14 protein-coding genes and 1 pseudogene are annotated in these 22,266 nt (G+C 74.3%); 4 read left to right on the top strand and 11 right to left on the bottom strand.

Annotation, left to right across the window (positions count from 1 at the left end):
• Nucleotides 1-38: 38 nt before the first annotated feature.
• From EAO77_RS28300 to EAO77_RS28325, 6 genes are read right to left on the bottom strand one after another with little or no spacing between them, the layout of a single operon-like run.
• Complete coding sequence (locus tag EAO77_RS28300; RefSeq protein ID WP_147991174.1) at nucleotides 39-1,469, bottom strand: condensation domain-containing protein; 1,431 nt, start codon at nucleotides 1,467-1,469, stop codon at nucleotides 39-41.
• On the bottom strand, nucleotides 1,462-1,827 hold the full coding sequence (locus EAO77_RS28305) for an acyl carrier protein (RefSeq protein ID WP_147991175.1): 366 nt from the start codon (nucleotides 1,825-1,827) through the stop codon (nucleotides 1,462-1,464). Before EAO77_RS28305 ends, EAO77_RS28300 begins: the two co-directional genes overlap by 8 nt.
• Nucleotides 1,824-2,030 (bottom strand): MbtH family protein, encoded by a 207-nt coding sequence (locus tag EAO77_RS28310; protein ID WP_147991176.1) that lies wholly within the window; start codon nucleotides 2,028-2,030, stop codon nucleotides 1,824-1,826. The genes EAO77_RS28305 and EAO77_RS28310 overlap by 4 nt, the downstream gene beginning before the upstream one ends.
• Nucleotides 2,027-5,113 (bottom strand): non-ribosomal peptide synthetase, encoded by a 3,087-nt coding sequence (locus EAO77_RS28315; RefSeq protein ID WP_147991177.1) that lies wholly within the window; start codon nucleotides 5,111-5,113, stop codon nucleotides 2,027-2,029. Before EAO77_RS28315 ends, EAO77_RS28310 begins: the two co-directional genes overlap by 4 nt.
• On the bottom strand, nucleotides 5,110-6,624 hold the full coding sequence (locus tag EAO77_RS28320) for a class I adenylate-forming enzyme family protein (protein WP_410088728.1): 1,515 nt from the start codon (nucleotides 6,622-6,624) through the stop codon (nucleotides 5,110-5,112). The genes EAO77_RS28315 and EAO77_RS28320 overlap by 4 nt, the downstream gene beginning before the upstream one ends.
• Entirely contained in the window at nucleotides 6,621-9,731 is a 3,111-nt protein-coding gene (locus tag EAO77_RS28325) for an MFS transporter (protein WP_410088729.1), read from the bottom strand. The genes EAO77_RS28320 and EAO77_RS28325 overlap by 4 nt, the downstream gene beginning before the upstream one ends.
• 27 nt (nucleotides 9,732-9,758) lie before the next feature.
• Here EAO77_RS28325 and EAO77_RS28330 point away from each other — a divergent pair, with 27 nt between their 5' ends.
• Nucleotides 9,759-11,075 (top strand): PHB depolymerase family esterase, encoded by a 1,317-nt coding sequence (locus EAO77_RS28330; protein ID WP_147991178.1) that lies wholly within the window; start codon nucleotides 9,759-9,761, stop codon nucleotides 11,073-11,075.
• Nucleotides 11,076-11,201: 126 nt separating this feature from the next.
• Here the strand turns inward: EAO77_RS28330 and EAO77_RS28335 are convergent, their stop codons facing one another.
• From EAO77_RS28335 to EAO77_RS28350, 4 genes are read right to left on the bottom strand one after another with little or no spacing between them, the layout of a single operon-like run.
• Nucleotides 11,202-12,230, bottom strand: a complete 1,029-nt coding sequence (locus EAO77_RS28335; RefSeq protein ID WP_147991179.1) for a LacI family DNA-binding transcriptional regulator — start codon at nucleotides 12,228-12,230, stop codon at nucleotides 11,202-11,204.
• Between the two features lie 25 nt (nucleotides 12,231-12,255).
• Nucleotides 12,256-13,173: a carbohydrate ABC transporter permease gene (locus EAO77_RS28340; protein WP_147991180.1), complete on the bottom strand. Its 918-nt coding sequence runs from the start codon at nucleotides 13,171-13,173 to the stop codon at nucleotides 12,256-12,258.
• Nucleotides 13,170-14,075 carry a carbohydrate ABC transporter permease gene (locus tag EAO77_RS28345; RefSeq protein ID WP_147991181.1) on the bottom strand — a complete coding sequence of 302 codons (906 nt, stop codon included), beginning with the start codon at nucleotides 14,073-14,075 and terminating at the stop codon, nucleotides 13,170-13,172. The genes EAO77_RS28340 and EAO77_RS28345 overlap by 4 nt, the downstream gene beginning before the upstream one ends.
• Nucleotides 14,076-14,107: 32 nt before the next feature.
• A complete protein-coding gene (locus EAO77_RS28350) occupies nucleotides 14,108-15,418 on the bottom strand; it encodes an ABC transporter substrate-binding protein (protein WP_147991182.1) in 1,311 nt (436 codons plus the stop codon).
• 211 nt (nucleotides 15,419-15,629) lie between these two features.
• Between EAO77_RS28350 and EAO77_RS28355 the strand changes: the two genes are divergently transcribed.
• The 3 genes from EAO77_RS28355 to EAO77_RS28365 all read left to right on the top strand — a co-directional run bounded on the left by EAO77_RS28355 (nucleotide 15,630) and on the right by EAO77_RS28365 (nucleotide 22,102).
• Nucleotides 15,630-17,651, top strand: coding sequence for a beta-galactosidase (locus EAO77_RS28355; protein WP_147991183.1), 2,022 nt, complete (start codon nucleotides 15,630-15,632; stop codon nucleotides 17,649-17,651).
• 346 nt (nucleotides 17,652-17,997) lie between these two features.
• Entirely contained in the window at nucleotides 17,998-19,575 is a 1,578-nt protein-coding gene (locus EAO77_RS28360) for an arabinogalactan endo-beta-1,4-galactanase (RefSeq protein WP_147991184.1), read from the top strand.
• Between the two features lie 1,249 nt (nucleotides 19,576-20,824).
• Nucleotides 20,825-22,102 (top strand): extracellular solute-binding protein, encoded by a 1,278-nt coding sequence (locus tag EAO77_RS28365; protein WP_147991185.1) that lies wholly within the window; start codon nucleotides 20,825-20,827, stop codon nucleotides 22,100-22,102.
• Nucleotides 22,103-22,137: 35 nt separating this feature from the next.
• Here EAO77_RS28365 and EAO77_RS40470 read toward each other — a convergent pair.
• A pseudogene (locus EAO77_RS40470) lies at nucleotides 22,138-22,266 on the bottom strand (ABC transporter permease subunit); the annotation flags it as partial.

A 22,266-nucleotide genomic window follows, 5' to 3' on the forward strand; every position in this document is an offset into this window, starting at 1 on the left:
GGGCGCCGCACGCGCCCGGCGCCGGCCCGGCCCTGCCGTCACGCGGCCGTGGCACTCCCGGTCTTCTCGGCCAGCAGCCCCGGCAGGGCGTCGAGCGCCGGTGCGTCGCCGCACGCCGAGGCCACGAGCAGTTCCTCCAGCGCCATCAGATGTCCCCGGATCGCCGCCGGCGGCAGATACGCCGTGTCCGCGGTCAGCGTCACGGCGGGCGTGCCCTCCTCCTCGGTCACATGCACGCAGTACCGGCAGCCCAGGTGCTCCTCGGCGCCGGGGAAGCCGAAGCGCGACCGCCGCTGCTCCTCCCGCAGCTCCCGGGGCCCGAGCCGCGGGCCCGGGGGGCGCTCGACGAACCGCTGGTCGTTGTAGCAGCAGTACGGGTGCACCGGGGTGCCGCGCTCGGAGCCGACCCGCTCGCGCAGCGCCTCCCAGGCCACGGGATCGTAGGCGCCCGCCCGGTAGCCCGCCATCGCCGCCCGCCAGGCCGTGGGCAGCAGGTCCGTGAACCGTCCCCCGCCGGACAGGTCGAGCAGGAACGGTGCGTCCTGCGACAGCATCGCCACCAGGCCCCGCCTGTCGTCCGTGGTCCGGTTGGCGACGATGGGCGTCATCGCGGCGGCGCCGTGCCCGCCGGCCGCCCCGGCGAGGGCCGCGAGTCCCGTCATCAGGACCGTGGAGCCGCTCACCCGGTGCTCGGCGGCCAGGGCGTCGGTCGCGGCGGCCAGCGCCCCGGAGACCAGCCGGCCGCGCCGGAACCGCGGCGCGAGCGGCTCCGCGACCTGCTGGGGGAACATCGTCGGCGGCATGGCGCGGTAGAAGGACTCCCAGCCGGCCAGCGCCCGATCGCTGCGCCGCACCCCCTCGGGTCCGTGCTGCCACACGGCGATGTCGAGGGGCGTGGTGCGCGGTGCCCGGCCGGCGGACCCCCGGCGCACCAGGAGGAGCAGGTCGCGCACGACCTGCTCGGCACCCTGCCCGTCGGTGGCCACATGGCACATGACCAGCACCGCGTGGGTCACCGACCCTTCGTGGCACACCGCTCCCAGCCGCAGCGGCCACTCCCGCTCGTAGTCGAACCGGCGTGCCGCCAGGGCCGCGAGCAGCCGTCGCGCGCTCTCCGCGCCCGCGCCGGGCACGGGCTCCTCCAGCACGGTGACGTCCAGCGTCCCGGCGTCCGCGACGACCTGCCGCGGCGACTCGCCGGCGGTCTCCAGGCGGGTGCGCAGCGCCTCGTGACGGGCCATCAGAGCCGCGGCCGCCGCGGTGAACCGCGAGAGCCCGACGGGCCGGCCCCGGTCCCCGAGCGGCAGCAGCCGCGCGATGTTGAAGTAGACGTCGTTGGGCGCGGTCCGGACGATCGCGTTCCAGATCGCCCGCTGGCCCCAGGTGAGCGGCGCGCTGCCGGCCCGGCCGCCCGCGAACGGGACCGCGGCCGACGACCGGCCCGCGCCGGCCGGCGCGGGGTCAGCCACGGGACCCGCCGGCCCCGGCGTCCCCGAGACCGCCACCGTCCGCGGCGCCCCGGGACCCCGGATCGCCACCGGGCTCCCCGCCGCCCGGCCGCTCCGCGCCCGGTGCGGCGGCCACCCGCGCCAGCAGGCCGTCCAGGTCCTCGCGGTAGAAGGACGGGTCGGCCAGGTCCAGCACGGTGCCGAACTCCTCCTCCAGCGCGTCCGCCAGGCGCAGCAGGCCCAGCGAGGTGACCCCCAGCTCGGTCAGCGTCGCCCGGGAGGCGAGGGCCTCACCGGCGCCGACCGCCCCGTCCGTGGACTCCTCGACCAGGGCGGCGAGACGGACGCGCAGCGCGTCCGCCGTGCCCGCGGTCCTCATGCCCCGTCCCGGGCGGCGAGCCGGCGGCGCAGGCTCAGGGGCCTGATGTCGGGCCACACCTCGTCGACGTGGGCCGCGCACTCCTCCTCGGTGCCGCTGAAGCCGTCCGGCAGCCAGCCCGCCGGCGGGGGCGTGTCGGCGGGCCACAGGGCGTGCTGCTCCTCGTCGTTGACGACCACCTGGTAGCGGCCTGCAGTGCTCACTGGTTCTCCTCCATGAGGTCGGTCACGCACGCGGCGACGCCGTGTGCGGTGGGGCTGTCGAAGAAGACGTCGAAGGGGACGCTCACGCCGAACTCCTTGCGGATCCGGCCGGAGATGGACGTGATCGTCAGCGAGTGGCCGCCGACGTCGAACAGGTCCTCGTCCGGGCCGAGATCGTCCAGCTCCAGCACCTGCCGCCAGATCGCGAGCACCCGGCCGGTCACGTCCGCGGTGGCGGCCGGGGCGGGCGCCTCGCCGGCCGGCGGGGTCTCGCGGGTGCGCGGCGGCGCGGGCAGCGCCGCGCGGTCGAGCTTGCCGTTCGGGGTGAGCGGCAGGGCGTCGAGCACGACGAAGGCGCCGGGCACGGCGGCAGCGGGCAGCGTGCGGACGAGACGGCGCCGCAGCTCGTCCGTACCGGGCGCCGCGTCACGCCCCGCGGGCACCACATAGGCGACGAGGCGGTCCGGTTCGCCGTCCGCCCCGTCGGACCCCTCGCACAGCACCACCGCCGCACCGTCGACCCCGGGGACGGCGGCGAGCACCGCCTCGATCTCGCCCAGCTCGATCCGGTGCCCGCGTATCTTGACCTGGCTGTCGGAACGGCCCGTGTACTCCAGCGTCCCGTCCGCCCGCGACCGCACGAGGTCGCCCGTGCGGTACAGGCGCCCGCCGGGCGGCCCGAACGGGTCGGGCACGAAGCGCGCCGCGGTCAGGCCGGGCCGCCCCCGGTAGCCGTGGGCGACGCCGGCGCCCCCGATGTACAGCTCGCCGGTCAGCCCGACGGGCAGCGGCCGCATCCGCTCGTCCAGCACGTATGTCCGGGTGTTGGCGATCGGGCGGCCGATGGTGACGGGACGGCCGGGGACGATCTCGGCCGCCGTGGACCAGATCGTCGTCTCGGTCGGCCCGTACACGTTGACCAGCCGTCCGACGGCGGCACGCAGCGCGGCGGCGAGCGGAGCGGGCAGCGCCTCCCCGCCGCTGAGGGCGACGAGGCCCGGCGCGTCCAGGCCCGCCGCGAGCATCAGCCGCCAGCCGCTGGGGGTGGCCTGGACGTGGGTGAGACCGTGGCGCTCGATCAGAGCGGTGAGTCCGGCGCCGTCGCGGTGGCCCTCCTCCGGCACGAGGACCACCCGCCCACCGGTGACGAGCGGCAGCAGGATCTCGAGGGCGGAGATGTCGAACGACAGCGAGGTGAGCCCCAGCCAGCGGTCGCCCGGCCCCGCCCCCGTCGTCCCGCCCAGTGCGGTGAGCAGATTGGTGAGCGCCGAGTGGGGCACCTCCACGCCCTTCGGCACGCCGGTGGAGCCCGACGTGTACAGCACGTACGCCGGGTCGCCCGGAGCAGGCGGTTCCGGGGCGGGCGGCGGCGGGCCGGGCCGGGAGCGGAACGGCTCCGGGACGAGTCCTGTCCCGTCCGGGCCGGTGACCTCGACGAGGGGCCGGGCGTCCGCGCGGATGAACTCCAGCCGCTCGTCGGGGTAGCCGGGGTCGAGGGGCAGATAGGCGGCACCGGCGGCGAGGGTGCCGAGCACGGCGACCAGCTGGGCCGCCGACCGGGGCAGCGCGATCCCGACGAGCGAGCCGGGGCCCGCGTCCCTCTCCCGCAGCCGGTGGGCGAACCACCGCACCTCCGCGTCGAGTTCGGCGTAGGTCAGCCGCTCGCTCCCGTCGACGACCGCGACGTCGTCCGGCGCCGCCGCGGCACGCGCCGCGAACAGGGCGGGCACGGTCCGCGCGGTGACCGGTGCGGCCGTGGTGTCGGCGAGCAGCGCGGCCCGCTCCCTGGGCGGCAGCAGCGGCAGATCACCGATCGCGGTGTCCGGGGCGGCCGGGATCCCGTCGAGCAGCGTGGCGAAGTGGGACAGGAGACGCTCGGGAGCGCCGGGGACGAAGGCGTCGGTGCGGTACTGGAGGCTGAGCTCCAGGGCGTCGGGGCCGTCGACCATCTGGAGGTGGGCGATGTTGCGCGCGGTGCCCGCGAAGCCGGTCCACTCGGTGCGCGCCGCGATCGCGGGCCCGAAGTCGGCGGGCCCGGAGGCGTCCCGCCGCCGGTAGCCGAGAGCCAGCGGGCACAGCGCCGTACGGGGGGTCAGTCCGCGCACCGCGCGGCCCAGGGGCACCGGCCGGTGCCGGTAGACGGCGCGGAGCTCCGCGCGCACCGCCCGGGCGAACTCCGCGAACGGCGTCTGCTGCCGGGGACGCGTGAACAGGGGCAGCTCGTTGACGTGCAGCCCGGCGCGCCGGGGCGCACCCGGGACCCGGGTCGACAGCTCGACGGCCGTGGCGGGGGAGGGGTTGCCGTAGCGCAGCAGCAGGGCGTGCCAGGCCGCCGCGAGGAGTTCGAAGCGGGTGACGCCGAGCGCGCCGGCGCAGTCGGCGAGGCGCCGGTGGACGTCCCCGTCGAGCCGCAGGCCCGCGGCGGCGCCGGGGGCGGGGGCGACCGGCTCCCCGGGCGTCGGGAGGAGACCCGGCAGCACGGGCGCCGCGCTCTCCCGCCAGCGCTCGGCCCAGAACGCGGCGGCCGCCGTCACCTCGCGGGCCGCGGGCGCGTCCGCTGCGAGCGGAGCCGGCTCCGGCGTCCGGGGCGTGCCGCCGACCGCCGCCCGGTATGCCGCGGACAGGCCCGAGACGACCACGTCCTTGGACTCGCCGTCGAAGACGAGGTGGTGGGCGACCAGCAGCAGCAGATGGCGGTCCGGTCCGGTGGTGAACACGGTGGCCCGCACCAGACCGGCGGCGGGGCCGAACACGGCGGCGGTCTCCGCGGCGCGCAGGGCCGCCAGCTCGCCGGGGGAGCAGTCCACCCGCCGCAGCCCCGGCACCGGGCCCGGCAGCAGCCGCGGTCCGTCGGCGTCGATCCGTGCCGCGAGGGCGGGGTTCTCCCGTACGACGTGGTCCCACGCCGTGTCCAGCGCGTCCGCGTCCAGCGGGCCGTGCAGGTGCAGCGCCAGGCTCAGGTGGTACGCCGAACCGGCCGACAGGGCCTGCTCGGTGACCCACACGCCGTGCTGGGCGGCGCCGAGCACGGCCGGAGCGGGACCGGCGCGGTGCGCGGGAGGGGTGGGGATGCTCAGGGTCATGATGTCGTCCCGCCGTCGAGGAGCTGGTGCAGTTCACGTTTGAGGACCTTGCCGCCCTCGTTGCGGGGCAGCGCGTCGCGGAAGAGGAAGCGGGCCGGCAGTTCGTGCGCGGCCAGCCGGTCCAGCAGGAACGCGCGCAGCGACGCGGGGTCCAGCGCGTCGTCCGACGGCACCACCGCCGCCACCACCACGCTGCCGAGCACGGGGTGCGGCACACCGAAGGCGGCGGCGTCGGCGACCCCCGGGTGGGCGTGGAGCGCGTTCTCCACCTGGAGGGTGGAGACCTTGTGGGCACCGGACTTGACGACGTCGCGCTCGCGGTCCAGCAGGTGGAGGTAGCCGTCGCCGTCCAGGACGCCGATGTCCCCCATCCGTACCCAACGGCCCTGGAAGACCTCCGCGTCGGACGCGGTCGGCCCCAGGTAGGAGCGGGGCGGGGCGGAGGACCGCAGCCAGATCTCACCCGGCTCGCCCGCGGGCAGCACCCGGCCGTCCGGTCCGGTGATGCGCAACTGGTCGAGCGCCGCCGGCAGACCCGGCGAATCCGGGCGGCGGGGGTCGTAGAGCAGGGTGACCTGCGCGGGCGCGGCCTCCGTGGAGGTGTAGTAGTTGACGATCTGCGCACGGTCGAACACCTGCGACAGGCGCAGCGCCACCGGCTGGGGCAGCGCGGCCGCGGTGGACCCGACCAGCCGGACCGAGGACAGGTCGCAGCGCGACAGCGCGGGCGACGCGAGCAGTTCGATGGCGGTCGCGGGCACCAGGAACACGCTCCCCACGCCGTGCTCCTCGATCAGCCGGGCGAAGCGCAGCGGCGTGAAATGCGGGACCGCGACACCGGCCGCGGCCGTGTTCAGCGCGTTGACCAGCATGGTCTGCCCGGCGTTGGTGCCGATCGGGAACCCGTGCAGGAAGGTGCGGGAGTGCCGCAGCGGCCTGCGCCGCTCGTCCAGCGTGCAGCCGTGGACGAGGTTGGCGTGGGTGGCGCGGACGCCCTTGGGCAGTCCCGTGGTGCCGGAGGTGTACAGGTACTGGGCGTCCGCGGACGGGTCGGGCGGCGCGGGCCGCGCCGCGGCGGCGCCGTCCGCCTCGACCTCTGCGGACCCGTCCGCCCGCACGCCACCGGGCAGCCGGGGCGGCGGCCCGGCCGCGGCGTGCAGCACCCCGGCCGCCCGGCAGTCGCCGAGGATGTGCTCCGCGGCGGCCGGCGCGAGACGGTCCGAGAGCGGCACGGCGATCCCGCCGGCCCACTGGACGCCGCAGTAGGCGACCGCGTACTCGGTCCACTCCGTGCTCCGGTACCGCAGCGCCACCGGGTCACCGGGCCGCAGACCGCGGGCGAGCAGCCCCGCGGCGAGGGCCGCGGACCGCCGTCGCCAGGTGCCGAAGTCCAGCGTCCGCCCGTCGTCGTGCAGGGCCGGCCGCTCGGGGTGGAGGTCCGCCCGGTGTTCCAGGAGTTCGATCAGCGAACCGGGCGGACGAACCGCGGCCGGACGCCGCACGGCCGTCACCGGTCCGCCCCCGCCCCTGCGGCAGCGACGGCCGGGGCGCCGTCCTCGGCGTGCGCACGGGCGGCCGCGAGAGCCCGGGCACGCTCACGCAGGCCGACGAGGTCGTCCGGCTCGGCGTCCGGCACGTCCCGGTCGAAGCGGGCGAGCACCGGCCAGCGCAGGGCGAAGACCACCAACGCCAGCATGACCAGGCAGAACAGGAGATACATCAGGCCGATGCCGCGCCCCGGTCCGGTGCCGAGGACCTGCCCCACACTGTCCGCGAGCGGACCGTCGTGCGCCAGCAGCGGATCGAAGACCCGGGCGCTCAGGGGCGCGACGAGACCGTGTCCGATCGGCAGCGTGGACCAGGCGATCATCGTGTTGAGCGCGAAGACCCGGCCGTGGAACCGCTGCGGGACCTTCACCTGGACGATCGTGGAGTAGACGCCGTTCACCAGGGCGATGGCGCAGGCCATTCCGAAGGCGCCCGCACCGATCCACCACAGGTCCGCCCGCAGGCCGGTGACCGCGCCCGCCAGGGCGAAGACGGCCGTCAGCGCCAGCATCCCCCGCAGCCGGTGCCTGCGGGGCCCTCCCCACAGGCCCATGAGCAGGCCGCCGGTGAGCGCGCCGGCCCCGCTCGCCATCGCCACGCCCGCTGCCCCGTCGAGCGTGTCGAAGGCCAGCACCAGCGGCGTGACCAGCAGGAAGAGCGGGGACAGGAAGAGGTTCAGCGCGGCGAACCAGAGCAGCATCGAACGGAAGCCCCGCTGGCGCCAGGTGTACGCGAAGCCCTGCCTGATCTCCTCGGCCAGCGGCTCCCGGCGGCGCCACGGCATGGTCCGCGGGAACCGGACGCACAGCAGCACGGCCACCGCCACCCCGTAGCTCGCGACGTCCAGGATCAGCACGCCCCGCAGCCCGATGCCCGACATGAGCGCCACCGCCAGCAGCGGTGCGACGAACTGCGCCGTGCCGAAGGCGAGTTGGACGATGCCGTTGGCGTGGCCGAGATACCGCTTGGGCACGAGCTGCGGCACCGCCGAGCTGTACGCGAGCCGCTGGAACGTCAGAGCCATCGACAGCGAGGCGAGCAGCACGTACAGGTACCAGGAGTCGAGCCGTCCGGTGAGGAGCAGCACCAGCATCGCGACCTGGCTGGCTCCGGCGGCCACATCGCTGAGCAGCATCACCCGGCGGCGGTCGTGACGGTCCACCACGGCCCCGGCGAGCGGCCCGACCAGGATGCCGGGCAGCATCGCGACGACGGAGTAGAGCGCGAACCGCGCCAGCGAACCGGTCTCCAGCAGGATCCAGATCGGCAGCGCGAACTCGGTGAGCGCGGAGCCCATGATCGAGGCCAGCTGGCCGAAGGCGACCGTCAGGAAGCGCCCCATGCCGGGCTCCGGTCCGCCGGAGTCGTCCCCGCCAGGGGCGCGTCCGCCGCCCGCCGGGCCGGTCGCCTCGGGCGGGTCGGCGGCCCCCGGCGAGCCGGCAGACATGTCGGCGGGCCCGGAGGCCGGCCCGGGGGCCGGCTGCCCCGTGGCGGCCTTGCCCGGCGCGCCGGTCTCGGCGTGGAACCACCAGGCCGCGTCCGCCGTCCGGCCGGGCAGGTCGCCGGTGGTGCCGCCGAGCACGGCCCGGTGCACGGAGGTGACCGCCTCGGCGACCTCGGCCGCCCGGTACTTGACGAAGAAGTGGCCCCCCTGGTCGATCACCGCCACCGCCGACCGCTCGGCCAGCAGCAGCCACTCCCGGTAGCGCTCCTGGTAGAAGTCGGCGGCCGGGTCCCGGTCGCCCACCAGGGACACCAGCGGAGCCCGCAGCCGCGGCGCGCCGGCGGCCACCTCGGCGATCGCCCCGGTGAACCACTCCTCCGCCGCACGGCTGTCGCGGCGCATGTTGCCGACGATGAACGCGGCCTGCTCGCGGTCGAGCCGGGAGGTGTCGACACCCATCCCGGTCAGCCAGTTGACGTACACCCGGTCGCCCAGCAGCGCCTCCGGCGAGGCGATCCTGCTGAGCGCGGCGAGGAGGCGGTTGCGGGGACGGGCGAAGGGGAACTGGGCCCCGGCGTACACCGCCTCCGGCTCGCGTCCCGACGCCTCCAGCAGCCGCGCCGTCGCCACCGCCAGGGCCGTGCCGACACCGCAGTGCCCGTAGACGACGAACGGCCCCTCCACCCGCTCGGCGATCTCCTCGGCGAGCTTCGCCGCCAGCACGCCGAACGGGAGGTGCTCCTCGGTCACCCCGACGTCGTGGCCCGGTATCGCCACCGACCACAGCTCCCAGCCGTCGGGCAGCAGATCGGCGACCGGCTGGTAGACGACCGCGCTGCCGCCGCCGTACGGCACGCACACCAGCGTGCCCCGCCGGGACGCGGCCGGTCGGCCGGTCACCCGCACGCCCGGGGCGTCCCCGGCCCCGCCGGCCAGGTCGCGCAGACGTGCGGCGAGGGCCGTCCGCAGCTCCGCGGCCGGCGAGACCGCCGCGATGCCGGGCCCGCCCGCACGCTGCACCAGCACCACCCCCAGCGCGCCGACCCGGGCCACCCGCACCGCACCCTCCGGCGCTCCGCGCCCCAGCAGCGCGACGGCCTCCAGTCCGACGTCCGTCCCGGGACGCCCCGCCACCGCGACCACCCGCAGCGGACCCGCCGGGGAAAGACCCAGCAGCCGCAACGCCCGGATCCGGTCGGGCGCGTCCTCGCGCCCGGACAGCACCAGCTCCACCAGCGCCGGATCGACCGCCCGCGGCGCCCGGCCCGGCCGGGGACGGCCGGCGAGCACCCGTGCCGTGATCGCCATCCACTCCAGCACCAGCTCGTCGAAAGGCCCCGGCGTGCCCGGCCGTTCCAGCCACACCCGCCCCACGGGCTCCAGGTCGACCCGGCCGGAGACCCGGGCCGGAGCGCCGGCCAGGGCCCCGCCGTCCGGCCCGGACCGCGCCGACCGGCCGTCGGGCAGTTCGAGGCCGGCCGGGCACCCGGCCAGCCCCGCCGTCGACCGGGCCAGCGACGACGGATCGAGACCCCCGCCGAGCAGTGCCTCGAAGTGCGCGATGACCCGTACGGCGGTGGCGGCGTCCGCGTCCAGCGCGGACAGCCGCAGCAGCAGTCCCTTCACACCGGGCAGTCTAGAAAGGACAGGAACATGACCAACAGATCCCCGTACCCGCCCGCCCTCCCCAGGCGGTCGKCGGCGGCCCTGCTGACCGCGCTGTTCGCGGGAGTGCTGCCGATGGTCTCGGCGCTGCTCCTCGCCGTCGCCGCGCCTCCCGCACAGGCGGCCGCCCTGACCGAGGTCACCTCCTTCGGCAGCAACCCCAGCAATCTGCGGATGCACCTGTACGTGCCCGACACCGTGCCCGCCCGGCCCGCCGTCCTGGTGGCCGTGCACTACTGCACGGGCTCGGGCCCCGCGTTCCACAGCGGAACCGAGTTCGCCGCACTGGCCGACCGGTACGGCTTCATCGTCGTCTACCCGTCGGCGACCAGGAGCGGCAACTGCTTCGACGTCTCCTCGCCGGCCGCGCTGCGGCGGGACGGCGGCAGCGACCCGGTGGGCATCCGCTCCATGATCGGCTGGGTCCAGCAGCACCACGGCGCCGACCCCGGACGCGTCTACGTCACCGGCGCCTCGTCCGGCGCCATGATGACCAATGTCCTGCTCGGCAACTATCCGGACGTGTTCCGGGCGGGCGCCGCCTTCATGGGCGTCCCGCACTCCTGCTTCGCCACCACCGACGGCTCGGGCTGGAACAGCGCCTGCGCGGGCGGCACCGTCGACCGGACACCGAGGCAATGGGGCGACCTGGCACGCGCCGCGTACCCCGGCTGGACCGGGCCTCGCCCCCGCATCCAGATCTGGCACGGCACCGAGGACACCACCCTGCGCCACCCCAACCTCGTCGAACAGATCGACCAGTGGACCGACGTCCACGGCGTGAGCCGCACACCCGCGTCCACCGACAGCCCCCAGGCGAACTGGACCCGCACCCGCTACGGCTCGACCGGCGCCCAGGCCGCCGTGGAGGCCGTCAGCATCCAGGGCGCCGGACACACCCTCCCCGCGGTTGGCATGGCCGCCCGGGCCGTCGCCTTCTTCGGCCTCGACGGCACCACCCCGGGGCCCGGGCCCGGACCGGGCCCCGGCACCTGCTCGGTGGCGTGGACCACGAACGCCTGGTCCACCGGACTGACCGCCGCCGTCACCCTGACCAACACCGGGACCACCGCCCTCGCCGGCTGGACGCTCGCGTTCACCCTGCCGCCGGGGCAGACCATCGTGTCCGGCTGGGGAGCCTCCTACAGCCCGGCCGCCGGCGCGGTGACCGCGAGGAGCCTGGCCTACAACTCCGCGCTGCCCGCCGGGGCCAGTACACAGATCGGCTTCCAGGCCACCCACACCGGACAGACCGGGAGGCCCGCCTCCGTCACCCTCGACGGAACGCTCTGCGACCCCGCCTGACGGAGCACCGGTCCCGGCCCGCCCCGCCGGGACCGGTGCGGTCGGCACCGAGGCGCCGGGAAGACGGGGTGCCCGGGAGCGCGGCCTTGCGGCCCCGCGGCGCGGCTCCCCGCGCGGCGCCCGCCGTCAGGCGGACTCGCGGCGGACCAGCTCGGTCGGCAGGATGACGGCCGCCGGGTCCTCGCCGCCGATCCTCGCCATCAGCATGCGCACCATCTCCTTGCTGATCCGGTCGAACGGCTGGCGGATCGTGGTGAGACGGGGCACCGCGGCCAGCGCGGCCGGCGAGTCGTCGAAGCCCCCCACCGCCACGTCCCCGGGCACCGAGCGCCCGGCGCGTGCCAGTGCGTCGAGCACACCGTCCGCCATCAGGTCGGAGGCGACGAACACCGCGTCGATGTCCGGGGCGTGCTCCAGCAGGTGCTCCGCCGCCCGGCCGCCGCTCGCCCTGCTGTAGTCGCCGACCGCGATCAGCGCCTCATCGACGGGCAGTCCGCACTCGGCGAGCGTCTCGCGGTAGCCCGCCAGCCGCTCCACACCGCCGGGTGTGTCCGGGGGACCGGACACGGTGGCGATCCGGCGGCGCCCCGACTCGTACAGGAAGCGGACCATCTGCCGCGCCCCGTCCCGGTCGTCGGCGGCGACGTAACTGATCCGCGCCTGCTGCCCGATCGGCTTGCCGCACGCGACCACCGGAATGCCCGCCGCGTCCAGCTCACCCGCCACCGGATCGCCCGAGTGGCTGGAGACCAGCAGCACCCCGTCGACGTGCCCGGCCTGGATGTAGCGCAGGTTGCGGCGCCGTTCGTCCTCGTTGCCGGCGATCATCAGCAGCAGCGGAATGTCCTGCGAGGCGAGTTCCTGGGTGCAGGAACGCAGCAGCACATTGAAGTTGGGGTCCTCGAAGAACCGCTCCTGCGGCTCGGTGAGCAGGAAGGCCACCGAGTCGGACCGTCCGGTGATCAGCGAGCGGGCGTGCCGGTTGACGACGTAGCCGGTCCGCCGGATCGCGTTGTTCACGGCCGTCTGCGCCGCGGGACTCACGTAGTGCCCGCCGTTGAGGACACGTGAGACCGTGCCGCGCGAGACCCCGGCCTCGCGTGCCACGTCGTGGATGGTGACCGGCCGGCGTCTGCCCTCTGGGCCGCGGTTCATGGTGCTTCCCCTCGTTCCCCGGAGCTCATGACTTTACGGCCCCCGACAGCAGGTCGAGGCTCCAGAACCGCTGGACGACCAGGAAGAGGGCGATGAGCGGGACGATCGCGAGGAGGGCGCCGGTGATCACCAGGGTGTAGAGGGCCGGTGTGTTGCTGCCCTGCGCCAGCAGCGTGAACAGGCCCACCGTCATGGGGAACTTCCCGTCGTCGCTCAGCATGATGTAGGGGAGCAGGAAGTTGTTCCAGATGGCCACGAACTGGAACAGGAAGATCGTCACCAGACCGGGGGACATCATCGGCACGCCGATGCGCAGGAAGATCCGCCACTCGCCCGCGCCGTCCATGCGCGCGGCCTCGACCAGCTCCGACGGCACGGCTGCCTGGGCGTAGACGCGCCCGAGGTACACCCCGTACGGGGACAGGATCAGCGGCAGCAGCACGGACAGGTACGAGTCCGTCAGGTCGGCCTTCGCCATCAGCAGGTACTGCGGGATGGCGAGGATGACCGGGGGCATCAGCACGCCCGCGAGGAGCACGTTGAAGATCACCTCGCGGCCGCGGAAGCGGTACACGGCGAGCGCGTAGCCGGAGACCGCCGACACCACGGTGGACAGCACGGCCCCGAGGCCCGCGTAGAGCCCGGAGTTGGCCATCCACTGCCAGTAGATCCCGTCGCGGTAGGCGTGGAGACCGGTCAGGTTGTCGGCGAGACCGCTGCCGGGCAGGAAGGTGAACGTGGAGAACAGCTCGCTGCCGGACTTGGTCGCGGCGACCAGCACCCACGCGACCGGCAGCAGACAGTAGACGGCTCCCAGCAGCAGCGCCGCGGTGGGCAGCAGGGCCGTCCGCCGGCGTCGCGGCGGTCCCTGCGCGGAGCCGGGGGTGGTGCCCGCGGCCGGCGCGGCCTTGCGGCGGCCGCCGGCGAGGGTGGACGTGCTCATCGGGTTCCTCGGTGCTCGGAGCGGGAGTTGGCGAACCGCAGCAGGGCGAAGGAGAGCGCGAAGGTGGCGAGGGCGAGCACCACGGCGGTCGCGGACGCCGCGTACACGTTCCCGGCCACGAAGGCGTCGTTGTACACCTTCATCAGCGGGCTCCAGGTCGTGGAGATGCCGTTCGTCAGCGGCTTGAGGGTGGTGGGCTCGCTGAAGACCTGCAGGGTGGCGATGACGGAGAAGAAGCAGGTCAGCACCAGCGAGGGCGCCACCATCGGGATCTTGATCCGCAGCGCGATCTGCAGCGGGCTCGCACCGTCCAGCCGCGCCGCCTCGTACACCTCGGCCGGGATGGACCGCAGCGAGGTGTAGATGACGATCATGTTGAAGCCCGTGCCGCCCCAGACGGCGATGTTGGCCAGGGAGCCGAACAGCGGCGCGCCGTCCATGAGGTCGGGGAGCGGCAGGCCCGCCCGGTCGAGCAGATAGTGGAACGGGCTGACGTCCGGCAGGTACAGAAAGCCCCAGAGCAGGGCGGCGACCACGCCGGGGATCGCGTACGGCAGGAAGATCGCGAGCCGGGAGAAGGAGCGGGCGCGCACCCGCTCGGTGTCCAGGAGCAGGGCGAACAGCAGGGCCAGCCCGAGCATCACGGGCACCACGACGGCGCCGTAGCCGAGCACCCGCAGGGCGCCGTGGCCCAGCTCGGAGTCGGTCAGGGCGGCGGTGTAGTTCGACAGGCCCGCCCAGACCTCGCGCCGGGCGTTGCTGCCGAGTCCGAGCCCCTGGACGTCGACCCGGTGGAGGCTCAGCCAGAGCGCGTAGCCGATGGGCAGCGCGAAGAACAGCAGGAAGAGCACGGCGGCCGGCAGGAGGAAGCCGTACGGGGCGCTGCGCACCCCGTTCGGCACGCGGCGCGTCGCGCGGGGTGTGCGCGGTGCGGTCACTGGGCGGCCTCGAAGCCCTGCTTCTTCAGGTCCGCGACGGTGGCGGCCTGCATGGTGGCCAGGGCGTCGCCGAAACCGGACTTCGCCTTCGCGGCCTTGCCGAACGCGTCCTTGAACGTGGCGTAGGCGACGTTCACGTTCGGGCCCCAGTAGGCGGGCGCGGCGGTCTCCGCTATCTCCGCCGCCTTCGCGTAGAAGTCGGCCTGGCCGGCGAAGAATTCGTGGGACGAGGCGAGGGCGCCGCTGGTCTGGGCCGAGGTGGCCGCCGGGTAGATGCCGCCCTCCTTCACCAGCGCGGCCAGCGCCTCGGGGTCGGTGTTCAGCCAGGTGGCGAACGTCGCGGCCGCTTCCTTGTGCCGGGAGTCCGTGGTGACCGCCGTGGTGGAGCCGCCCCAGCTGCCGGTCGTGTTCGAGCTGTCGTCCCACTGGGGGAGGGGCGCCATCCGCCACTTGTCCTTGGTGTCGGGGGCGGCGGTGGTCAGTGTGCCGGGTGCCCACACCGCGCTCACCCAGGCGATCTGCTCACCGGTGTTGAGCGCCTTGTTCCAGGCCGGGGTGTACATGGGCTGGTTGTCGATCGCCCCCTCCTCGACCAGGCCGCCCCAGAACTCGGCGACCTTGCGGGTGGCCGCGTCGTCGATGCCGACCTTCCAGGTCTCGCCCTCGACCGTCCACCACTTGGCACCGGCCTGCTGGGCGAGTCCCGCGAAGAGCCCGGAGTCGTTGGCGGAGAACGTCGTCAGCGACTTCTGCGGCGCCTTCTTCTTCAGCGCGCGGGCGGTCTCGGCGAATTCGTCCCAGGTCACCGGGACGTTCAGTCCGTACTGCTCGAACAGGTCGGCGCGGTAGTAGAACATCATCGGCCCGGAGTCCTGCGGCACCGCGTAGACGGCGTCCGTGCCGAGGGTCGTCTGCTGCCAGACGCCGGGGGCGAACTCCTTCTCGATGCCGCCGACCTCGTCCGAGATGTCGGCGAGCGCGTCGTTGCTGACCAGTGTGGGCAGCGCCTGGTACTCGGCCTGCACCAGGTCGGGGGCCTTCCCGGCCTTGGCGGCCGTGATGATCTTCGTGACCAGGTCGTCGCCGGAGGCCTGCTTCTGCACCGTGACCTTGATCTCCGGGTGCTTCTGGTTCCACAGGGCCGCCACCTTGTCCATGCCGGGGGCCCAGGCCCAGTAGGTGAGGGAGACCGGCCCGGAATCCGCCTCGGCGTCCCCGTCGGACGAGCCGCAGGCGGTGAGGGCGGACGCGCCGAGGACGACGGCCGTGGCGGTCGCCGCGAGGCGGCGGTGCAGCGTGTGGGACATGGATGGTCTCCCTGACCGAAGGGCGTCCCCGCGCAGGGTGCGGGGCCGGCTCTGCATCTGTGAGCGTTCACAGTAGAGAAACGTCCTGGACACTTGTCAATGGTTGTTCCTGTGCGCTTATGTTGCGTCATCGCATCGATTCCATTGTGTGCACGTTCCCAGAATGTCTCAGTCTTTGAGGCGTTCACGCTGTCGACCCAGGAGAAGATTCATGCCGGAGACCACTGACCGGGGCGCCCGCCGGCTCGCGTTCGGCGGGGACTACAACCCCGAGCAATGGCCCCAGAGCGTCTGGGAGGAGGACGTCCGGCTGATGCGCGAGGCCGGCGTCACCATGGTCAGCGTCGGGATCTTCTCCTGGGCGCTGCTCGAACCGGAGCCCGGCGTCCACGACTTCGGCTGGCTCGACCGGATCCTGGACCTGCTGCACGAGAACGGTGTCCAGGCCGACCTCGGAACCCCCACCGTCTCGCCGCCCGCCTGGTTCTACCGCGCCCACCCCGAGGCACTCCCCGTCACCCGCGAGGGCGTCCGCTACGCCTTCGGCTCACGCGCCGCGATCTGCCACAGCAACCCCGCCTACCGCGAGGCCGCCGCACGGATCACCACCGAGCTCGGCCGCCGCTACGCCGGCCACCCCGCGCTCGCGATGTGGCACGTCCACAACGAGTACGGCGTGCCCGTGAGCGCCTGCTACTGCGACACCTGCGCCGCGCACTTCCGCCGCTGGCTCGGCGACCGCTACGGCACGGCCGAAGCCGTCAACGACGCGTGGGGAACCGCCTTCTGGGGCCTGCGCTACCGCTCCCTCGACGAGATCGACCCGCCCCGCCTCACCCCGACCGTCGGCAACCCCGCACAGCAGCTGGACTACCGGCGCTTCGCCGACGACACCCTGCGCGAGAACTTCCGCGCCGAACGCGACATCCTCCACCGCCTCGCCCCCGGCGTCCCCGTCACCACCAACTTCATGACCGCGCTCAGCCAGTGCGACACGGTGGACTACTGGGCCTGGGGACGCGAGGTCGACCTGGTCACCAACGACCACTACCTGATCACCGACGGCCGCCGTACCCACGTCAACCTCGCCATGGCGGCCGACCTCACCCGCTCGGTCGCAGGCGGCGCGCCCTGGCTGCTGCTGGAGCACTCCACCAGCGGCGTCAGCTGGCAGCCCCGCAACCCGGCGAAACGCCCGGGGGAGATGGCCCGCAACTCCCTCGCCCATGTGGCGCGCGGCTCCGAGGGCGCCATGTTCTTCCAGTGGCGCCAGTCGAGGAAGGGCGCCGAGAAGTTCCATTCGGCCATGCTGCCGCACGCGGGCACCGACTCCCGGGTCTGGCGGGAGGTGGTGGAGCTCGGCGCCGGCATCGCCTCGCTCGCCGCCGTGCGCGGCACCCGTACCGTTCCCGACGCGGCGATGGTCTGGGACTGGCAGTCCTGGTGGGCCCAGACCCTGGAGTGGCGGCCCAGCGAGGACCACGACGCGCGCGAGCGTGCCGACAGCTTCTACGAGACCCTCTACGACCGGCACCTGACGGTCGACTTCGCCCACCCCGAGGCCGACCTCTCGCGCTACCCCCTCGTCGTCGTCCCCGCCCTGTACCTCGCCTCCGAGGAGACCGGCCGGAACCTCCGCGCCTACGCCGAGGGCGGCGGCACGCTGGTCGTCTCCTACTTCTCCGGCATCGTCGACCAGCACGACGCCGTCCACCCCGGCGCGTATCCGGGTGTCCTGCGCGACGTGCTGGGCCTGACCGTCGAGGAGTGGTCGCCCCTGGGGGAGGGGGAGACCGTGACCCTCACCGGGCCCGGTGGCGCGAGCCTCACCGGCGACGTCTGGAGCGAAATCGTGGTGCCGCGCGGCGCCGAGACGGTATGGGCCTACGCCGACGGCCCCGCCGAGGACCGCCCGGCCGTCACCCGCCACCGCATCGGCGACGGCACCGCCTGGTACGTCTCCACCCGCCTCGGCGCACCCGCCCTGGACACCGTTCTGGACGCCGCCTTCGAGGACGCCGGCCTCGCCCCCCGGAGCGAGCTGCCCCGGGACGTCGAAGTGGTGCGCCGTGAAGGCGCCGGCGGCGCCTATCTGTTCGCCGTCAACCACACCGGCCACGACGCGAAGGTGCCCCTGGACGCCCCCGGGACCGAACTGCTCACCGGGGAACGCGCCGACGGGCACCTCGCCGTCCCGCCGGGCGGCGTCCGCGTCGTCCACCTCGACGCCTGAGCCGGGGGACCGGCCCGCACTGGGTCCCCGGCCCGCTCATGGGTCCCCCGCGACCACCGGTCCTCGGTGCCGGGCGGGCCGCCGGGCCGGTGCCTCCCGGTCCCGCGACCACGGTTCCCGCTCCCGGGCGGGCCGCCGGGCCGGTGCCTCCCGGACCCGCGACTTCGGGACCCGCGACGCCCGGAGCGTGCCTCCGGGCCCGACTCCCGGGGCGTTCCTCCGGGCCCGCCCGGGGCGTGTCTCCGGGCCCCCGACTCCCGGGGCGGCCGCCGAGCTGCCGGCCGCCCCGGGCGCACCGCACCATCCGCCATCCGACCTTCTCCCGTCACCGTCGAAGGGACCGACGATGCACGCAGCCTCCTCCCGCCCCCGACCCCCTGCCCGCGGACTGCTGCGGGCCGCCGCGCTGACCGCGCTCGCCGCCCTGCTCTCCGCGGCACTGCCCGCCCAGAGCGCCCGAGCCGCCGCCACCCTCACCAACACCGGCTTCGAAGCCGGCACCACCGGCTGGTCCACCTGGTCCGCCACCGGACAGGACGCCGCCTCGTACACCGAGGCCGGCGGCCGCAGCGGCAGCAGCCGCCTCACCCACTGGTCCGCCTCGGCCTACCGGGTCGAGACCTACCAGTACCTGTCCGGTCTCGCCGACGGTGCCTACACCCTCACCGCCTGGGTCCGTTCCAGCGGCGGCCAGAACTCCGCCTACCTCGCCCTGCGCAACTGCGGTGCGGCCGAGCAGCGCACCGATCTTCCCGTCACCTCCGACGGCCGGTGGATACGGCTGGTCACCTCCGTGTCCGTCGCCGGCGGCGCCTGCACCGTGAGCATCAACTCCGACGCCCGGGCCGGGAACTGGATCAACGTCGACGACCTCTCCTTCACCCCCGGCTCCACCGGGTTGTCCGTCAGAGGCGTCGACGTCTCCTCGCTGAACAAGAGCGAGGACCTCGGCGGCGTCTACCGCGGAGCCACCGGCACCGCCGGGGACGCCATCGGTCTGCTGAGGTCGGCGGGCGCCGACTACGGGCGCCTCAAGGTCTGGGTCGATCCGGCCGACGGCTACAACGACAGGAAACGCGTGCTCGAGACGGCGAAGCGCCTCAAGGCCCGCGGCATGAGACTGCTGGTCGACTTCCACTACTCCGACATCTGGGCCGACCCCGGTGCCCAGAGCAAGCCCGCTGCATGGTCGGCGCACACCTACGACCAGCTGCGGACCGACGTGTACGCCCACACGTACGACGTCCTGAACGCGCTGAAGGCGCAGGGCACCACGGCCGACATGGTGCAGATCGGCAACGAGATCAACACGGGCCTGCTCTGGCCCGAAGGGTCCACGGACGACTGGGACCGCACCGCCGGACTGCTGCGCTCCGGGGCCGACGCCGCCAGGGCGGTCTCCCCGTCCACGCGGATCGCCCTCCACCTGGCCCACGGCGGCGACAACGCCCTCTACCGCTGGTGGTTCGACAACGCCTCCGCCCGGGGCGTCCCCTTCGACGTCATCGCCGTCTCCTTCTACGGCTACTGGCACGGCTCCCTGTCCGCCCTCCAGGCCAACCTCGACGACGTCTCCGCCCGCTACGGCAAGCAGGTGATGGTCGCCGAGACCGCCTATCCGTTCCGCCTGGACAGCAAGGACGGCCACGAGAACATCATCGACCTCCCCGGCGAACTCGTGTCCGGCTACCCCGCGACCCCGGCCGGCCAGGCCCAGTGGCTGCGCGACGTCATGAACGTCGTCGAGGCCGTGCCCGGCCGCCGCGGACTGGGCGTCTTCTACTGGGAGCCCACCTGGACGGCGGTGCCGGGCAACGGCTGGGACCCGGCCGACCCGTCGTCCGGCAACGGCTGGGAGAACCAGGCGCTGTTCGACTACGCCGACCGCCTGCTGCCGGCCGCGGCCTGGCTGCGCCACCGCTGATGCGGCGGGGGCGGGGCGGTGCCGCGGCCTCGCGTGACGGACCGTCATGGCACGGGCCGGCAGGGGGACATGGGGTGAATCGATTCACGATCTTGTCCGTGGGCCGATCCATCCTGTTCCCGGCGGCCGCGGAGCAGCCCCGTTCCCGCCCGGCGCCCGTGCACTCCGGCCCTGCCGGGGCGCACGGGGCGGGCGCCCCTCGGCCGTGCCCGGGGGCGATGTCGTCCGCGGGCACGGCGGGCCGGGGCCGGCCACGCCGTGGCGGGCGTGCCGCGCAGGGACGCGGCCCGGTCTCGCGGCTCAGCGGCGCGCGCCCGGCCGCACGGAGGGCAGCAGGACGGAGGACCGCGCGGAGCGGCTGCGCGCCCGTGCGGGGCTGCCGCGGGCGGTACGGAGCGCCGGGGCGGGGGGCGGTCCGGGGCACTCTCGCCGTCCTCTCCGGGCGGTGGGTCCCCCTCCGGAGGAAGTCCGCGGCACCGGCCCTGTCGGCACACCCGGCGACGCCGCTGGCGACGCCCCCGCCGGGCTCGGCGCCTTTGGTGGGAGGCCGGGAGGTGCCTTCGCGCGTCCAGCCGTGCCCCGGGAGCGGGCGGGTGTGCCGGGGCGGGCACGGGTGCGTCCGCCCGGCGTGCCGGCCTCCCTCCCCGGTCGTCGGATCGCCCCTGTGCGCGCTGCCGTCGGGGCCGCCCGAGCCCCGAGCCCCGAGCCGCGGGACGCTTCGGTGCGAACGCAGCCGCTCCTCGGCGCCCTGCGCCGGTCGGGCCGAGGGCGATGCTCGGGGCGCCTCTCCCGCCCCTCGCCGCTCCTCGCCGGACCCGTTGGTGGGAGCCCCGGCGAGGGCGGGCTTCCCGCGACGGCTCGCAAGGCCCGGCGGCCCGTGTCCGACCTCGCCCGTTCGGGCCTCCAGCGTGCCTGCCCCCCGCCTCGGCGCCGGATCCCGCACGCCCCGGACGCGTGCGACCTCGGCCGGCGGCCGCCCGTGTCTGCCCGCGCCCGCCCCGCCCTGCGCGCGGAGCCCCGGGCCGGGCCGCCCGGCGCGCGCCTCCCGGTGGCCGGGGACGGGACCTGCGACGCCGCCCGAGGGGAGGCCCGCACACCCCCGCGTCCGGAGTTCTGGCGCATGTTCGACATGACGGACTGCTCAAACCGTTGACGCGGTCTCACTGCCGCCCCTACATTGCGGGGCAAGCGCTTTCCTGAAACGTTTCATTAATCTCCCCCACACATCGACGAGAGGTGCATCATGCGTATGTCCAGGCACATGGAGCGGCGGTCCTTCCTCAAGGCCACCGGTGTGACGCTCGCGGGCGCCGGGCTCACCGCCGCCGGCTGCGGTGGGGGCAGCGGCTCCTCGGGCGGCACGGTGACCATCCGCTACGCGTGGTGGGGCGCCGACGACCGGGCGAAGAAGATCAACGAGACGATCGCCCTCTTCGAGAAGAAGCACCCGAAGATCAAGGTCAAGACCGACTTCCAGCAGTACGCCGACTTCTGGAAGAAGTTCAACACCCAGGCCGCGGGCGGCAACCCGCCGGACGTCTTCCAGAACGCCATCGGCTTCCTGCGCAAGTACGACGCCAAGCGCGTCCTGCTCGACCTCTCCCCGCAGGCCGACAAGGGCAACCTGGACCTGCGCAACTTCCGGGCCGGTCTGGAGAAGTTCGGCGAGGTCGACGGCAAGCTCCTCGGCATCCCCGTCGGCTCGAACTCCATGGGCTACGTCATCGACGAGAAGGTCTACGAGAAGGCCGGCGTCACCCCCGAGCCCGGCTGGACCTGGGACGACTGGCGGAACGCCCTCATCGCCATCCACGACAAGGGCGGCACCTCCGGCGACTCCGGCGCCTACGGCGTGATGTACCTCTACGACCTGATCCTGCGCCAGCAGGGCAAGGCGTTCTTCACCGAGAAGGACCTCGGTTTCACCGAGAGCGAGCTCGCCGCCTACTGGGACGAGGCGCAGAAGGGCATCAAGTCCGGCCTCTACGCGGACCAGAAGAAGGTCGAGCAGGTCAAGCCCAAGTCCGCCCTCGCCGCGGGCCTCGCCGGCGGCGAGTTCACCTGGGACAACTTCACCGCCCGCTACTCCGCCGAGGGCAAGAGCTCCTACGCCATCGCCCCCATCCCCACCCTCGACGGCAAGCGCACCGGCCAGTACCTCGGTTCCCTGATGCTCAGCGGCAGCGCCCGCACCAAGCACCCCGCCGAGGTGGCCACCTTCATCGACTTCATGGTCCACGACCCCGAGGCCGGCCGGATCATGGGCTACGACCGGGGCGTGCTCTCCACGACCGAGCAGTACGAGGCGTTCCAGCCGACCGACCCGGTCAGCAAGAAGATCGCCGCCTACGAGCAGCAGATAGCCGACGCCGGAGTCCTGGAGCCCATCACCCCGCACCCGGCCGGCGCCGACATCGTCGAAGCCGCCTTCCTGCGGATCGCGGGCGACATGGCGCTGGGCAAGGCCTCCGCAGCGGACTCCGCCAAGCAGTTCTTCACCGAGGCGAAGACCGCCCTCGGCGCCTGAGGAGAACTCCACCCGTGACCCATCTCCAGGAATCCGTACGCCGAGCCGAAGATCTGGAACGAGTGGATCGTCTCCAGCAGGACGTTGAAGAACATCACCGGCGAGATCATCGGCAGGGTGATGTTCCAGAAGCGCCGCCACGGGCCGGCGCCGTCGACCTGCGC

Source organism: Streptomyces sp. T39, from assembly GCF_008042045.1.
Taxonomy (GTDB): Bacteria; Actinomycetota; Actinomycetes; order Streptomycetales; family Streptomycetaceae; genus Streptomyces.